Source organism: Methanosphaera sp. (assembly GCF_016282985.1).
In the GTDB taxonomy this organism is placed as follows: domain Archaea; phylum Methanobacteriota; class Methanobacteria; order Methanobacteriales; family Methanobacteriaceae; genus Methanosphaera.
Genome location: NZ_JAEELZ010000035.1, coordinates 17,394 through 34,154 on the forward strand (window position 1 = coordinate 17,394; position 16,761 = coordinate 34,154).

Annotated in this window: 16 protein-coding genes; 13 read left to right on the forward strand and 3 right to left on the reverse strand. The window is 29.5% G+C overall.

Going from position 1 to position 16,761, the window contains the following annotated elements:
• A complete protein-coding gene (locus QZZ11_RS01895) occupies positions 1-399 on the forward strand; it encodes a transcriptional regulator (RefSeq protein ID WP_292473047.1) in 399 nt (132 codons plus the stop codon).
• Positions 400-488: 89 nt separating this feature from the next.
• Positions 489-1,904, forward strand: coding sequence for a glutamate--cysteine ligase (locus tag QZZ11_RS01900; RefSeq protein ID WP_292473048.1), 1,416 nt, complete (start codon positions 489-491; stop codon positions 1,902-1,904).
• Between the two features lie 117 nt (positions 1,905-2,021).
• Here the strand turns inward: QZZ11_RS01900 and rfbC are convergent, their stop codons facing one another.
• On the reverse strand, positions 2,022-2,579 hold the full coding sequence (rfbC, locus tag QZZ11_RS01905) for a dTDP-4-dehydrorhamnose 3,5-epimerase (protein WP_292473050.1): 558 nt from the start codon (positions 2,577-2,579) through the stop codon (positions 2,022-2,024).
• A gap of 106 nt (positions 2,580-2,685) precedes the next feature.
• On the opposite strand from rfbC, the gene glf reads away from it, so the two are divergent.
• Positions 2,686-3,795, forward strand: coding sequence for a UDP-galactopyranose mutase (gene glf, locus QZZ11_RS01910; RefSeq protein ID WP_292473053.1), 1,110 nt, complete (start codon positions 2,686-2,688; stop codon positions 3,793-3,795).
• Here the strand turns inward: glf and QZZ11_RS01915 are convergent.
• Together QZZ11_RS01915 and QZZ11_RS01920 are read right to left on the reverse strand one after the other, a co-directional pair.
• Positions 3,784-4,908: a glycosyltransferase family 4 protein gene (locus tag QZZ11_RS01915; RefSeq protein WP_292473055.1), complete on the reverse strand. Its 1,125-nt coding sequence runs from the start codon at positions 4,906-4,908 to the stop codon at positions 3,784-3,786. The genes glf and QZZ11_RS01915 overlap by 12 nt on opposite strands.
• A gap of 12 nt (positions 4,909-4,920) precedes the next feature.
• Positions 4,921-6,363, reverse strand: coding sequence for a flippase (locus tag QZZ11_RS01920; protein ID WP_292473057.1), 1,443 nt, complete (start codon positions 6,361-6,363; stop codon positions 4,921-4,923).
• 401 nt (positions 6,364-6,764) lie between these two features.
• Here QZZ11_RS01920 and rfbF point away from each other — a divergent pair, with 401 nt between their 5' ends.
• The 10 genes from rfbF (at position 6,765) to QZZ11_RS01970 (ending at position 16,641) form a co-directional block, all read left to right on the forward strand.
• A complete protein-coding gene (rfbF, locus tag QZZ11_RS01925) occupies positions 6,765-7,550 on the forward strand; it encodes a glucose-1-phosphate cytidylyltransferase (RefSeq protein WP_292473059.1) in 786 nt (261 codons plus the stop codon).
• Positions 7,551-7,562: 12 nt separating this feature from the next.
• Positions 7,563-8,630, forward strand: a complete 1,068-nt coding sequence (rfbG, locus tag QZZ11_RS01930) for a CDP-glucose 4,6-dehydratase (RefSeq protein WP_292473061.1) — start codon at positions 7,563-7,565, stop codon at positions 8,628-8,630.
• 13 nt (positions 8,631-8,643) lie between these two features.
• On the forward strand, positions 8,644-9,969 hold the full coding sequence (rfbH, locus tag QZZ11_RS01935) for a lipopolysaccharide biosynthesis protein RfbH (RefSeq protein WP_292473063.1): 1,326 nt from the start codon (positions 8,644-8,646) through the stop codon (positions 9,967-9,969).
• A gap of 47 nt (positions 9,970-10,016) precedes the next feature.
• Positions 10,017-10,799: an aldolase/citrate lyase family protein gene (locus QZZ11_RS01940; RefSeq protein WP_292473065.1), complete on the forward strand. Its 783-nt coding sequence runs from the start codon at positions 10,017-10,019 to the stop codon at positions 10,797-10,799.
• Positions 10,800-10,806: 7 nt separating this feature from the next.
• The gene (locus QZZ11_RS01945; protein ID WP_292473067.1) at positions 10,807-11,826 is read left to right on the forward strand and encodes a sugar kinase; all 1,020 of its coding nucleotides are present in this window, start codon (positions 10,807-10,809) and stop codon (positions 11,824-11,826) included.
• Positions 11,827-11,838: 12 nt separating this feature from the next.
• Positions 11,839-13,668 carry a thiamine pyrophosphate-binding protein gene (locus QZZ11_RS01950; RefSeq protein ID WP_292473069.1) on the forward strand — a complete coding sequence of 610 codons (1,830 nt, stop codon included), beginning with the start codon at positions 11,839-11,841 and terminating at the stop codon, positions 13,666-13,668.
• Positions 13,669-13,670: 2 nt separating this feature from the next.
• Positions 13,671-14,585, forward strand: a complete 915-nt coding sequence (locus QZZ11_RS01955) for an NAD(P)-dependent oxidoreductase (RefSeq protein ID WP_292473071.1) — start codon at positions 13,671-13,673, stop codon at positions 14,583-14,585.
• A 128-nt stretch (positions 14,586-14,713) separates the two neighbouring features.
• The gene (locus QZZ11_RS01960; protein WP_292473073.1) at positions 14,714-15,733 is read left to right on the forward strand and encodes a glycosyltransferase family 2 protein; all 1,020 of its coding nucleotides are present in this window, start codon (positions 14,714-14,716) and stop codon (positions 15,731-15,733) included.
• Between the two features lie 12 nt (positions 15,734-15,745).
• Positions 15,746-16,324 carry a flavodoxin family protein gene (locus tag QZZ11_RS01965; protein ID WP_292473075.1) on the forward strand — a complete coding sequence of 193 codons (579 nt, stop codon included), beginning with the start codon at positions 15,746-15,748 and terminating at the stop codon, positions 16,322-16,324.
• A gap of 2 nt (positions 16,325-16,326) precedes the next feature.
• Positions 16,327-16,641 (forward strand): hypothetical protein, encoded by a 315-nt coding sequence (locus QZZ11_RS01970; protein ID WP_292473077.1) that lies wholly within the window; start codon positions 16,327-16,329, stop codon positions 16,639-16,641.
• The last annotated feature ends 120 nt before the right edge of the window (positions 16,642-16,761 follow it).

Here is a 16,761-nt window from a genome sequence, read left to right on the forward strand (position 1 = left end):
ATGAAACCACCTTGTGAAATAGTAGTCTGGTACGTTATACCATCCATTAGATCTAAGCTTGCAAAAGAATTATTGAAACTAGGAATGAAACAAAAAGAAATTTCACAACTATTGGAAATTACACAACCTGCTGTTAGTCAATATATCAGTGACAAAAGAGGACATGAAATTGACTTCGAACCGGAAGTGGAAGAATATATTAAGAACATGGCACAAGAAATGACAACAGGTGAATTACAACCTATTGACCTTATACCTAAATTTTGTAAAGTTTGCAAAACTATCAAAACACAAGAAGTTCTCTGTCAATTACATAAAGAAAAAGTCAACATTCCTTCCCATTGTAATATATGTATGGGAAGCCAATCTGATGCAAGCATTTTTGAATTACATGACTAAAAAGAATTTTACAAAAATTCTTAACTTTTTTTTACAAAAATTTTATAACATTGTTAAATTTTATAAGTGTTAAAAAACAATATAAATATATGAAAAAATTTCTGACAACAACCAACATCAGAGGCCTATTAACTCCTAAAGAATTGCTTAGTGGAAACTTTGGATTTGAAAAAGAAGGACTGAGAATAGATCAAAAAGGAAATTTATCTATAACGCCACATCCTGATGTATTCGGAAATAAACTAAAAAATCCTTACATTACAACAGACTTTTCAGAAAGTCAAGTGGAAATAGTTACTCCAACATTTAATTCACTTAAAGAAGCATATCAATGTTTAACATTCTTAGTTGATATTGTTAACACATCCATACCAAATGACCAGTATATTTGGAACCAATCATTACCTTGCATACTTCCTGATAAATACATGATACCATTAGCAGAATATGAAGGTAAAAAAGGAGAAGAATCAAGAGACTACCGAATCAACTTAGCTAAAAAATACGGTACAAAAAAACAAATGATTTCAGGAATACATTATAACTTCTCAATAGATGAAAAAACGATACAAAAATTATATTCCAATTATGAAAAAGAAGATATTTCATATAAAAATTTCAAAAACGAGATTTACTTAAAAATTACACGAAATTATCTCAGATTAAAGTGGTTAATAATATATTTAACAGGAGCAACACCATCAGCTCATAAAACATTTACCAAAGAATGTATAGAACTTATGAAAAACTTCGATGGGATTGATAGTTTCTATTCCAAAGAAGGAGCATCTTTTAGAAATTCAAGTATAGGATATAAAAATTTACTAGCATTATATCCACGTTATGATAATATTAGAAATTTTATTAACGATGTAAATTCTTTTATAGAAGAGGGAAGTTTATCCGAAGCAAAAGAATTATATACTCAGATAAGATTAAAACCAAAAGATCCTACCAACTATTTAGAATCTTTACTGGAAAATGGAATTCTATATTTGGAAGTAAGAAGTATTGATATTAATCCTTTTGACAAATGTGGAATATCTCTTGTAGATGCAGAATTCGTACATTTGTTCCTGATATATTTAATGCTTAAAGAAGAAAGCAAATACGATGAATGGCAAAGTGAAGGAGTTTATAACGAAGAACTAATTGCCGAAAAAGCATTTAATCCGGATATTTTTTTACTTAAAGATGGTGAAAATATTAAAATTAAAGAATGGGCAAATGAAATTTTAAATGAAATTGAAGAATTAAATAATATCTTTGAATTAAAAAAAGAAAATATTATACAAATAATGCGTGAAAGAGTAAATAATTCTGAAAAAACCTACGCAAAACAACTTGTAGATATAATTGAAAATAAAGGTTTTGTTGCCAGCCAAACCTCCATTGCAATTCATAATAAGGAAACCAGTTTTGAATCAATAGATTTGGAAACTATTAGAAATAATGAAAAATTATTAGATTATTACACCCATTCTCTTCCAAAGATAAGATTATAAAATATAATTACATTTTGGGAAGTAAAAAAAAAGTACAACTTGAATGATATTTAAAGAGGGAGAAATAAATTGAAGTAAAATATATTTACTCAATTTTTTTATTAACTATTTTTTTAATTAAAAGTCTGTTTCTGTTTCACTTAACGGTTTCCAGAGTTTATCTTTTTCTGAAAGAATTATTTCATCAATATCATCAATTGGCCAATCAATACCTATTTCAGGATCATCCCATTTGATTCCACCTTCATCATCGGCTTTATAAAAATCAGTACATTTATATGTAAACTCTGCAGTATCACTTAGTACTACAAATCCATGTGCAAAACCTTCCGGAATGTAGAATTGTTTTTTATTTTCGGCAGATAATAATACTCCTTCCCATTTACCGTATGTAGGTGAATCTTTTCTCAAATCTACTGCAACATCAAATACTTCTCCACTGATAACTCTTACTAGTTTTCCTTGTGGTTGAGTATATTGGAAGTGAAGTCCTCTTAAAACTCCTTTTTTTGATTTTGATTGATTATCTTGAACAAATTCCATGTCCAGTCCATTTTCTGAGAATACTTCCTTATGATATGTTTCCATAAAATATCCTCTATTATCCCCAAATACTTGTGGTTCTATGATGTAAACTCCTTCGATACTAGTTTTATTAAATTTAAAATCGGCCATAATATTCCTCTTATTTTTTCTGATATTATATTGTTATTCATAATCTTTAAAATTTATTATCAACCAAATACATACTTTCTAGTATATAATCTACAAGGGAAAATATATGAAATATGATTATTTAATAGTAGGATCCGGATTATTTGGTTCGATATTTGCATATGAAATGAAAAAAATAGGAAAAAACTGTTTAGTAATAGAAAAAAGAGACCATATTGGTGGAAACATATACACTTCCAAAGAAGAAAACATCAATGTACACAAATATGGAGCACATATTTTCCATACAAGTGACAAAGAAGTATGGGAGTATATTAACCAATTTACAGAGTTCAATAACTTTATTAACTCACCTGTTGCAGTTTATGAAGATAAAATGTACAATTTACCATTTAATATGAACACGTTCTATCAAATGTGGGGTACTAAAACACCTACCGAAGCTCTTGAAAAAATTGAAGAACAAAAAGCTGAAGCAAATATTACAGAACCTAAAAACTTAGAAGAACAAGCAATAAGTTTAGTTGGACTGGATATTTACACAAAACTTATTAAAGGTTATACTGAAAAACAATGGGGAAAAGATTGTACTGAATTACCTGCATTCATTATTAAAAGATTACCGGTACGATTGACATTTGACAACAACTACTTTAATGACAGATACCAGGGAATACCATTAGATGGATATACAACCGTAATCGAACAGATGTTGGATGGAACAGAAGTCAAGTTGAACACAGATTTCTTTAAAGACCGTGAAAACTGGGAGAATATTGCTGATAAAATAGTGTTTACTGGAATGATAGATCAATTCTATGACTACAAATTCGGAAGATTAGAATATCGAGGATTACGTTTTGAAACTGAAACGCTTGATGTGGAAAATTATCAGGGAAATGCTGTGATTAATTATACTGAACGTGAAATTCCTTACACTCGTATTATTGAACATAAACACTTTGAAGCATCAGAAAGTCCTAAAACTATAGTTACAAAAGAGTATCCTGCACAATGGAATCCAGGGGATGAAGCATATTATCCTGTAAACAATGATAAAAATAACGAAATCTATGCGAAATATGAAGAACTTGCCAGTCAAGAAGAAAAAGTTATATTCGGTGGAAGATTAGGTACATATAAATACTATGATATGTGGAAAATCATAGCTGAAGCATTAAATTGTGTTAAAAAAGAAAAAAAATTAATTGAATAAGCTTTCATATGCTTTATTCAACTTATCCCCTATTACTTCTTTTGTATAATTATTTTTATTTTCTAAACCTTCAATTTGTAATTTTTTATATAATTCTCTGTCATTTAAAATCGTGAGTATCTGTTTAGCTAGTTCTTCATGATTTTTCGGTTCAAAAAATAGTCCTCCTTTTTGACCACTTGATTCAACTACTGGAGGAATACGTGCAGCCACAAAAGGTGTTTCAAGTGATTGTGCTTCAATGATAACTATACCAAAACCTTCAACAATACTTGGAAGACAAAATACATCAGATGAATTCACTACTTTCATCACGTCATCATGTTCTTCAACAAAACCTAGAAACTCAATATTTTCATCCAATTCCAATTGCTTGGTTAAATTTTTAAGATTTTCATCTTCAGGACCTGTACCTATAATTTTACATTGAATTTCTGGAATTTCATCTTTAATTAGTGCTACTGCCTTTATTAAATCATTTACACGCTTATACTCCACCAATCTAGCCACACATGAAATTGTTGGTTTATCATATTTTTCTGATTCAACCATTGGAAAATCAACAATATTATGAACGGTTATTGTTTTTGTGTTATCAACATACTTGTTAAGGTTATTTCTTGTAAAATCTGAAACGGCAACATATAAATCAATATCTTTTTTAAAAATATATCTTTCAAGTATTTCACCAAAAAGACCAGATATACCCATATTTTTTGTCCATTCACCAATCCATACGTCATGGTATCTTAGGGCTACTTTAGAGTTTAATTTTTCAGCAAGCTTATAAGCTACAGGATATGTGATGAAATTATAACCAATTACGAGGTCAATATCTTCAAGATCTTTATGTTTATCTACGGCATCTTTCATAAACTTTAACCTACTGGTAAATGATCCTTTTTGTACATAACCTCTATCTTCTCCACAACAGATTACATGTACATCCTGAATATTAAACTCATCAAGTTCGCCCTCTTTTGATGTTAGAACTGTAACATTATGATACTTTGAAAGTCCTAAAGCTTCATTATAACAACAAACTTCCACACCACCCTTAATATCTAAACAATCACTATGTGGAAAATATTCTGTAACTATACAAATATTCATGACAATCCCTTATTACCTATTTTTTACCTGTTCAACCAAACCAACAATTATTTTCCTGTCCTCATCATTAATAGCACCAGTCACAAACAATGCCACCAAATAAACAACAATAGCTACAAAAACACCTACTACAAATGGCAATTGCAAATAGATTAATACAAATGCCATGAAAATGTTAGCAAGTAAAACTTGAAGTATCGGTTTGATAGTGGATTTAATATTTAATTTAAAGTCTGTTTTATGTAATGAATATAACATCAAGATTAATACCAATAATTCCGTTAAAACACTAGTCATACTGGCACCAACATATGAATATTGTGAAATAAGAATATAATTCATAATTACACTAAATACTGCACCAATTGCAGCAACTTTTGTTACTAAAAATTGCTTATTGATTGCATTTAATAAAGTAGATGTTGTTCCACTTAAAAACATAAATATTACTGCCCACATTAAAACACTCATACATACTGTTGCATCCAAGTACTGGGAACCAAATATAATATTAATTATATCATGGGAATATATTACAGATCCTATTACAATAGGAACCGATGAAATTAACATGTATTTCAACATTTTCTGATATAAATCATTTAATTTTTCTTTATCTTCTACAAATAATTGACTCATTACTGGGAAAACTGCATTGGATAATAAAACAAATAAGGCTGATAATACCAATATTATTTTCTGTGAAGAACTAAAAAGTCCTACTGCAACACTACCTGACATAAATGTCAGTATTATTCCTGCAATCCAAAAGTATATTGATGTAAAAACACTTGTTATCCCAAAGGGAATACTGTTAACAATTATCTCTTTTAAAAAGTTTCTGCTAAAGTCATACTCAAATTTAGGATAATGTCTTATTTTAATAATCCAACCTAAAACAAATGACAGAATCATAGCTATTGGATAAGTAGCTGCAATCCATACTACATCTAATTTCAAATATATGAATAGCAATGCAAGTAAGAAAACACCTACATTATAAACTGTATTTATAATAGTTTGATAATGCATTTTCTCATTACTTTGATATAGGGAATAATAAAAAGTTGTAAAAGAGTTAAAAAACATGTAAACTCCAATAACGATCATTACCCCCAATGCTTTTCCTGTAAATCCACTCAAATAACTAAAAATGACATATATTATGAATGTAATTATTGTAAGTATCAGACGTAAAACAAATGCTGTTCCAAAATATTTACTTGTTAAATCATGATTTCTGGATACTTTCTGAATAGCATAATATCCGAGTCCTAAATCACAAAAAACTCCAAATATACCTATAACACTTAATGCAGAAGAAATAAGACCAAAATTATATGTTCCAAGATATCTGGCCGTGACTAATGTTAAAAGGAACATAAATACATTACTTATTAAACTAGCCAATACTAAAAAACCAGAATTCTTAACTACTCTTGTTGCTACAGACATATTATCATTTAATTTTTTTTTTCAGTTAATTAGTTCATATATAATTTAAAGTAATTTAATTTTTGGTCAAAAAATACTAATTATACAAAAAAGCTTTTTAAAAAATTTATTATTTCTCATTTTTTTTTCGATAAGATTGGTTTGTAAAATGTATTTAAAAAGTAATTATTTCTCAATTTAAGAATCAAGAAAAATTTATGTATAATAAAAAAAATATTAATTAACATATAGAATTACTTTATAAATATCCGATATTTTTCAAAATAGTTTTTTTAATTTTTTCTAAAAAACATTTAAACAGAATTAAAAAAATGAACTATAACCATTAATTGAAAAATATCTTAAATCATTACACTATCATGAATGAAGAATGATTTTTTACAAGAATTACAGGAGTTTCGATGAAAATGAAAGTTGTCATCCTTGCGGGCGGATTTGGTACAAGAATATCAGAAGAATCACATTTAAAACCTAAACCAATGATTGAAATTGGAGAAAAACCAATACTATGGCACATTATGAAAATTTATTCTTATTATGGTTTTAATGAATTTATAATTTGTTTAGGTTACAAATCCCATATGATTAAAGAATTTTTTGCAGATTATTATTTACACACATCAGATGTCACCATAGACTTAGAAACCAATGAATTAAAAATTCATAACAACTATGCGGAACCATGGAAAGTTACACTCGTAGATACTGGTTTAAACACCATGACCGGTGGAAGAATAAAAAGAATAAAACCATATTTACCTAAAGATGAACCATTCATGTTGACTTATGGTGATGGAGTTTGTGATGTAGATTTAAACGAGTTACTGGAATATCATAAGAATCATGGAAAGTTAGCCACTATCACAGCAATCAATTTAGATGCACGTTTTGGTGTTCTTAGAATAGATGATGAAAACACTATTACACAATTTTCAGAGAAAAGTAAAGCTGATGGTGGATGGATTAATGGTGGATTCATGGTATTAGAACCTGAAGTAATAGATTATATTACTGATGATACCACTATTTTTGAAAAAGCTCCGTTAGAAAACTTAGCACATGATGGAGAACTTAAATCATATAAACACAGAGGCTTCTGGAAGTGTATGGATACAAAACGTGACCATGATGCACTTGAAAAAATGTGGAATGAAGATAATGCACCATGGTATATTTGGAAAGAATAGCTGGTGAAATAATTGGAAAAGTTTTTTAAAAACAAAACGGTTCTAGTTACTGGACATACCGGTTTTAAAGGGTCCTGGATATCAAAAATTTTAAGTAAATGGAATGCAAATGTTATAGGTTATTCTTTAGAAGCTGAAACAAATCCCAATTTGTATGATTTACTAAAATTAGATGAAAGTGTTACATCAGTTATTGGTGATGTTCGTAATTTAAAACTCTTAAGAAAGACATTTAACGAATATTCACCCGAAATTGTTATTCATATGGCTGCTCAGCCAATTGTAAGAAAAAGTTATGAAAATCCAGTGTATACCTATGAAACAAACGTTATGGGCACTGTGAATGTATGTGAATGTATTCGAGAATGTGAAAATGTAGAATCTTTTCTTAATGTAACTACAGACAAAGTCTATGAAAATAAGGATAAGAATCATTCATTCTCAGAAGATGAAAAACTTGATGGATACGATCCGTATTCCAATAGTAAATCTTGTTCAGAACTAGTCACACATTCATATAATAATTCATTCTTTAAAGAACAGGGTATTAAATGTTCCACGGCCAGAGCAGGTAATGTGATTGGTGGAGGAGATTTTGCAATTGATCGTATTATCCCTGATTGTGTTAGAGCATCAATTAATAACGAAAACATCATAATTAGAAATCCACATTCAATTAGACCATATCAACACGTGCTAGAACCATTATTACTCTATTTAACAATTGTTCAAAAACAATATCATAATGAAAAATATGCGGGTTATTATAATGTTGGTCCAGATGATGTGGATTGCATAACCACTGGTGAAATAACTGATTTATACTGCAAATATTATAATAAAAACAATGACAACCCAATTAAATGGATTAACAAATCAGATAATGGACCACATGAAGCAGCATTATTAAAATTAAATAATCAAAAAATTAAAGACACTTTTAACTGGAAACCCGTTTGGAATATTGAAAAAGCTGTTGAAAAAACTGTTGAATGGACAAAAAGTTACATAAATAATGAAGACATTATTGAATGCACTACTAATCAAATCAATGAATATCTAAAACAAAAAGGTGATTGAAATTTTTGAGGACATGACTGAAAGTGAAGCAAGAAACGAAATATTACAATACGTAAAAGAATATGCTAAAAAATATCATAATATTCCTGAAGAATACAAAGAAGGGGACAGAATAGTTTATGCTTCAAGAGTATATGATGAAAATGAAATGGTTAATCTTGTGGACAGTTCTTTAGAATTTTGGTTAACCAGCGGTAGATATACCATAGAATTTGAAGAAAAGTTAAAACAATATTTAGGTGTAAACTATTGTTCATTTGTTAATTCAGGTTCTTCAGCAAATCTTTTAGCATTTATGACCCTGACTTCACCTCTTCTTGAAGAACGTCAAGTTAAACCAGGTGATGAAATCATTACAGTAGCTGCAGGGTTTCCTACAACAGTAGCACCTATCATACAATATGGGGCTGTTCCAGTATTTGTTGATGTAACAATACCCCAATACAATATTGATATTAAACAATTAGAAGAAGCATTGTCTCCTCGAACAAAAGCCGTTATGATTGCACACACATTAGGTAATCCGTTTGACTTAAAAGCTGTTAAAAATTATTGTGAAGAACATAATTTATGGTTAATCGAAGATAATTGTGATGCTTTAGGCACTACTTATACTATTGATGGAATAGAAAAGTTTACTGGTACAATCGGAGATATAGGAACCAGTAGTTTTTATCCTCCACACCATATGACAACAGGAGAAGGAGGAGCCGTATACACAGATAACCCATTATTACATAGAATCATTCGTTCATTACGTGACTGGGGAAGAGATTGTCAATGCCAATCAGGACAGGACAACCTTTGTGGAAACAGATTTACAAAAAAATACGGAGAATTACCATTAGGTTACGATCACAAATACGTTTATTCACACTTTGGATATAACCTCAAAGCAACGGATATGCAGGCAGCAATTGGATGTGCTCAAATAGAAAAATTCCCATTATTTGTAGAAAAAAGAAAAGAAAATTTCAAATACTTGTATGATGGACTAAAAGATTTATCGGATAAACTCATATTACCTCAAAAAGTAGAAAATTCAGATCCTAGCTGGTTCGGATTTATGATAACTGTTAAAGAAGGTGTAAACAGGAACGAAATAGTACAGTTCCTGGAAGAACATGGAGTACAAACTAGAATGTTATTTGCCGGAAACATTATCAAACACCCTTGTTTTGATGAAATAAGAGATGATTATAGCAAATATAAAGTAATTGGAAATCTGGAAAACACAAATCGTATTATGAATGATACATTTTGGATTGGCCTATATCCCGGAATGACAAATGTAAAATTGGATTATATGATTAAATGTATTAAAAATTCATTAGAATAAATTACACAAAAATACGCTTAAAACAATAATTAAAAAAAAGTGGTTATATGAATTGTACAGAAGAAAGAATGGTTGAAATACTTAAAATTTTGAAAAAGGATTTTGGAGTAATTGCTGTTAAATCAGAATTTGAAACTGAAGGATCTAGAAAAGATGAATTAACTAAATTACGTGATATAATATCAAAATCTGGCTTAAAAATGTATATTAAAATTGGTGGATGTGAAGCCGTAAGAGATCTTGATGATTGTAAAATATTAGGTGCTGATGGAATTATGGCACCTATGATTGAAACTCCATTTGCAGCATCTAAATTTAAAAATGCTTACAACAAAGTATTTTACTCCAGTGAAGAAGGATCAATTGATAAAATAATTAATTTAGAAACAATTACTGCATATAACAATATGGATGATATTTTTAAAGAAAATCAGAATTTTTTAGATACTGTTGTTATTGGAAGAAGTGATTTTTCACGCTCATGTGGAATACCTAAATCAGAGGTTAACGGAAAAGAAATGCTTGAATATTGTAGAAATATAATTAACCTTTCAAATGATTATGGATTTAATTCAGCTTTTGGAGGTAGTATATCCGTAAATAGTATTGATTTTATTAAAAAATTACAGGATTCAATTGATAGAATAGAAACACGAAAAATCGTTTTTGATATGAATAAACTTGGAGAAAATTATGCTGAAGCCATTGATAATGCAATTAAATTCGAATATTTATATCTTAGAAACAAATTAAATTATTATCAATCAATTGTTAATGAAGATAAACAAAGATTTGATGAATTAAAAAACAGAGTAGATGTAGAATTATAGTGATTTTATGAAAGTTGTTACTTTTGGAGAGATAATGTTAAGATTATCTCCTTTGGGATATGGTAGATTTGTTCAAAGTAATAAGTTTGATGTTACTTATGGAGGTAGTGAAGCAAATGTCGCATTATCTTTAGCAAATTATGGTATTGCTGTCGATTTTGTTTCAAAGGTACCTGATAATGAAATAGGACAATCAGCTATAAACCTTTTAAGACAGTATGGTGTTGGAATAAAAAACATTAGAAAAGATGGTGAAAGGTTAGGAATTTATTATCTTGAAAAAGGAGCTAGTCAAAGACCTTCAAAGGTAATTTACGACAGAAAATATTCTTCTATTTCTAAATCAACATTTGATGATTTTGATTGGGATAGTATATTCAAATCAGCAGAATGGTTCCATATTTCTGGTATAACTCCTGCTTTAAGTGAATCACTAGCTGAAATATCAAAATTTGCTTGTAAAAAAGCTAAAGAACATGGATTAAGAATTAGTTGTGATTTAAATTATCGATCAAAACTATGGACCCCTGAAGAAGCCAATAAAGTTATGAGTGAAATTATTAAATATGTTGATGTATGCATCGCTAACGAAGAAGATATTGAAAAAGTATTTGGCATTAAAGCTGAGGATAGTGATGTTGACAAAGGCAAAATAAACTATCAGTCATATTCAAATGTTGCAAAACAGGTACATGAAAAATATGGTTGTAAATATGTTGCATGTACTTTAAGAACTTCAATATCAGCCAGCGATAATAAATGGAAATCATTAATTTATGATGGAAACAAAGTCATTCAATCCAAAGAATATTTGATTCATCTTGTTGATAGAGTAGGTGGGGGAGATAGTTTTTCTGCAGGTCTCATCTATGGCTTTATGAATAATTTAACTTTAGAAGAAACATTAGAATTTGCAACAGCTGCAAGTTGTCTTAAACAAACTATTGAAGGAGATTATAATTTAGTTACTGTCAATGAAGTAAACGATTTAGCAAAAGGGAATACATCTGGAAGAGTACAAAGATAAAAAGGGATTAACATGAAGATTAGAGTAGCAGATTATATAGCAGAACTTTTAGCGGACAAAGGAATTGATACATTATTTACAGTAGTGGGTGGTGGAGCAATGCACCTCAATGATGGGTTTGGACATAATCCTAAAATTAAATGTATACACAACCATCATGAACAAGCTTGTTCCATAGCTGCAGAAGGATATTATAGAATGTCAAATAAACTTCCTGCAGTTTGTGTAACTACAGGCCCTGGTGGAACAAATGCTATTACTGGTGTTTTAGGAGCATACCTTGATTCAATACCTATGTTAATTATTTCAGGACAAGTTAAGTATGAAATGACTGTTGCAAGTACTGGTCTTGACTTACGTCAGTTAGGAGATCAGGAATGGGATATTGTTTCTACAGTAAATTCTATGACAAAATATGCTGAAATGGTTGTTGACGCCAATAAAATCAAATATTGTATTGAAAAAGCAATTTATTTGGCAATGGATGGTAGACCAGGTCCTTGTTGGGTTGATATTCCATTAGACGTTCAAGGAGCTATAATCGATACTGATGATTTAATTGAATTTGATCCAAAAGAATTAGAGGCTAATTCAGTACAAGAAGTTACAGAGGATATCCTTGATAAGGTAATTGAAAAAATCAAAACTGCTAAAAGACCTGTAATATATGCAGGTAGCGCTATTAGAACAAATGATGCATATGATTCATTTTTAAATGTCATCAATAAATTGCAGATTCCTGTAGTTAATGCCTGGAATGCAACCGATTCAATAGAATATGATAATCCATTATGTGTTGGATGTGGTGGTTCATTTGGTGATAGACCAGCAAATTTTGCTGTTCAAAATAGTGATTTAATATTATCTTTAGGTTGCAGATTAAGTACTAGACAAGTTTCCTTTGCATATGACAGTTGGGCAAGAGAAGCTTACAAAATTATGGTAGAAATAGACCCTGCAGAAATAAATAAACCTACTCTTAATATTGATTTACCAATTCAATCAGACATTAAAGATTTCCTAGAGAAATTCAATGCATATCTTGAAAAAGAATATTCTGATTATACTTTTAAAAATGAGGATTGGATAAAACAATGCAATATATGGAAAGAAAAATATCCTGTATGTGATAAGTCCAAATATGAACAGAAAGATAAAATAAACGTTTATGCATTTTTAGATACTTTATCTGATTGTATGAAAGAAAATGATAAAATTGTTGTTGCTAATGGAGCTGCCTGTGCTTGTATACATGGATATAAACTTAAAAAAGGTCAACGGTTAGTGGTTAATTCCGGTGTTGCATCAATGGGTTATGACTTACCTGCAGCTATTGGAGCTTGCTTCGGGATTGATCAAAATGATATAATCTGCGTTTGTGGTGATGGTAGTATACAAATGAATTTACAGGAACTTCAAACCATAATACACCATAAATTACCGATTAAATTATTCTTAATAAATAATGATGGATATCAATCAATACGTATCACACAACGTTCATTCTTTGAACAGCCATTTATTGGAATAGGTTCAGACAGTGGTGATATCAGTTTCCCAAATATGGAAAAAATAGCCTATGCTTACGGATTTAAATATAATCAATGTTCTGATATTAATAAGTTAAAAGACACTATAAATAACACATTGAATACAAGAGAACCTGTTATTTGTGAAGTATTTGTGGATACTGCACAATCATTTGAACCAAAAAGTGCTTCAAAGAAACTGCCTAACGGAAAAATGGTTTCAGCTCCACTTGAAGATATGAAACCTTTCCTGGATAGAAAAGAATTAGAAGAAAACATGTACATTGATTTAATTGAAAACGAGGATAACTGAATATGAAAATTGTTATTACCGGCAGTACAGGAATGATTGGCTTAGCTTTAATAGAATTATTACATGATGAACATGATATTTATGCTATTGTTAGACCATCAAGTTCTAAAATAGATCTCTTAAAAGAATACTCGAACGTCAATATTATTGAATGTGATTTAAATAATTTAAAAAACATCTTAAATTTTATTAACAAAGCGGATGTATTTTTCCATTTAGGATGGGAGGGTACTACAGGAAACAAGAATCGTAATGCTAATGAATTACAATTGCAAAATATTCAGTATACTCTCGATGCCATTAAGCTTGCTGAAAAATTAAAGTGTAAATCATTTGTTGGATCAGGTTCACAAGCAGAGTATGGGATTAAAAACGAATTATTAAATGAAAATACGTCCATTAATCCTATAACCAGTTATGGAATTGCAAAATATGCGGCAGGCAAATTAGGTAAAAATTTATCCGAAGAATTAAACGTAAAATTTTGTTGGACCAGAATTTTAAGTGTCTACGGACCAGGATTTAATAATACTATGATTAATTCATGTATAGAATCCCTTATCAATAACATCCCATTTGATACAACAGAGGGAGAACAAGAATGGGATTATTTGTATTCTTTAGATTGTGCTAAAGCATTATATGAAATTGCTCTGAATGGACATGACGGTGAGACTTATGTTCTGGGTTCTGGTAAAACAAGAGCCATAAAAGAATATATTACAATACTCAAAGAAACTATGAATCCTGATTGTGAAATTAATTTTGGAAAATTGGATTATTCCGAAAATCAGATAATGTACTTATGTGCAGATATTAGTAAATTAAAAAAAGATACAAATTTTACTGTTGAAACATCATTTGAAGAAGGTATTTCTGAAACAATTAATTGGTATAAAAAGCATTATAAAAATTAATAATATGAACAAATTATTAGAATTTAAAGAATTAAAAATTTCCGTTATTATTTCATGTTACAACATTAACATTTCAAAAATGAAAGAATGCTGAAATTTATAGATTATGAATAAAAGGAATTATTACAATGATAGAAGATAAACTAGAACTGGTTCTTGTAACCTATAACAGAGCACCATACCTGGAGAATACTTTAAAACAATTTTTAGATAGTCCTTTTAAGAATTGTAAATTCACTATTCTTGATAATTGTTCACCGGATGATACTCCTGAAATATGTGAAAAATATTCCAAACTTTTTCCAAATATGACCATTATTAGAAATCATTTGAATATTGGTGGAAACGCAAATATCACACAAGGATTAAGAACGTCTACTTCAGAATATACATGGTTACTTGCTGATGACGACAGTTATGATTTTAATGATTGTGAAGATGTAATAAATGCCCTATTAAGTGATAAATATGATTTTATACATGTTTCTTCACCTCTTCTTCCCACAAATAAAAAAGAAGGACAGGAAAAAGATTTAACTGAAATTATTGAAGAAATTAATCCCAATAGAGAAATTCATGCTGTTGATTTGGTCAACATCATCAAAGGAAAGTACTTTATGGATCTTGCATTTATCTCATCATATATCTTCAAGACAGAGTTGATTAAATCCGATGACATAATCCGAGCATATGATAATGTTCCTAATTTCTTCCCACAATTTGCATTGATTAGTAAAAGTGTAAATGAAAATTTCTTAATATATAGAGCCAAATATGATTTGATAATTCAGGGAGATAATCCGGAAAATGATGCCGAACACACCTACACTTATACTAAATTCTATGAAGGATGGCTCCATTCCGGATTAATGTTAAATGATAAAAAAATTAGGAAGATTTTCTATAAGAATCTAGATAATCATTCAATACCAACTAACAATTATCTGATTGTTCTTCCTGTTGCAATTATGACCGACAAAGCTTTAAATAAAAAAAATATTAAGAACAATCTTATTTCACTAATGGGTGCATTATACAAACATACAGGATGGATTAAAGGATTTTTCTTATCCGTTTACTTGATGTTGGTATATATTGTTCCTAGTTCAATATATAAAGCATTATTTAAAAAAGTATACAATAAATAATAGGTGACAAAAATGTTAAAAGTTGTTGGAATTGTAGGTAGTCCTCGTAAAAATGGTAATACTGAGTTTATGGTAAAATATACATTAGATAAAATAAAAAAGGAAGGTATTGAAACTGAACTTATCACTTTGAATGATAAAAACATCAATTATTGTGTTGGTTGTGACAGTTGCAAAAAAACTAATCACTGTGTCATAGAAGATGATATGCAGGACATTACCAAGAAAGTTAAAAATGCTGATGGAGTCATCATGAGCAGTCCCGTATATTTTGGTGACATGACCGGTCTTGCAAAAAGTTTCATTGATAGATTAAGACCTTTACGAAACAATCATTCTTTTAAGTATAAAGTATGTGGTGCGATAAGTACTGGTGGTTTCCGTAATGGAGGTCAGGAAACAACAATCCATTCCATTTATGATTTTTTCCTTATACAGGGAGGTATTGTTGTTGGTGATGACAGACCTACAGCCCATTATGGTGCTACTGGAGTAGGCAAGACTAGTGAAGATGATGTAGCTATAGAAACTTGTAAACATTTGGCTTCCAGAATGGTTGATGTATTAAAAAAAATCAATGATGGGGAATAGAAATGACTAAAAAGCCGTTTCTTGCAAGAAAGATTACGAAAATATATCTTGAAAGTTATTTGGTTGTGCTGTCTTTAATATTCCTGTTTCCAATAATATATATGTTTCTTGTTGAAAAGAATCCTCAAATATTTGGAGCTAATATCATATTCTTCGAGTTTAATATGTTTTTATCATTGGTTTTACTAATCTATACATATTTTACACGTTATGAAAATAATAATTGGAAAGTTTTCATGCTTTATTTTTTATTAAGTATTGTATTTTTAGTAAGTAGCATGTTAATTCTGGGAGGAAATTTTTTCCTGAGTACTTGACAAAATTATTTTTGATAGAAAAAAAGTATTACTCCCTTTGGGATAATCCTTTTAATCTTATAAAAATAATGATTGTCTTTGCAAAATCAAACTAACAATTATTACAAAATAATTATGACA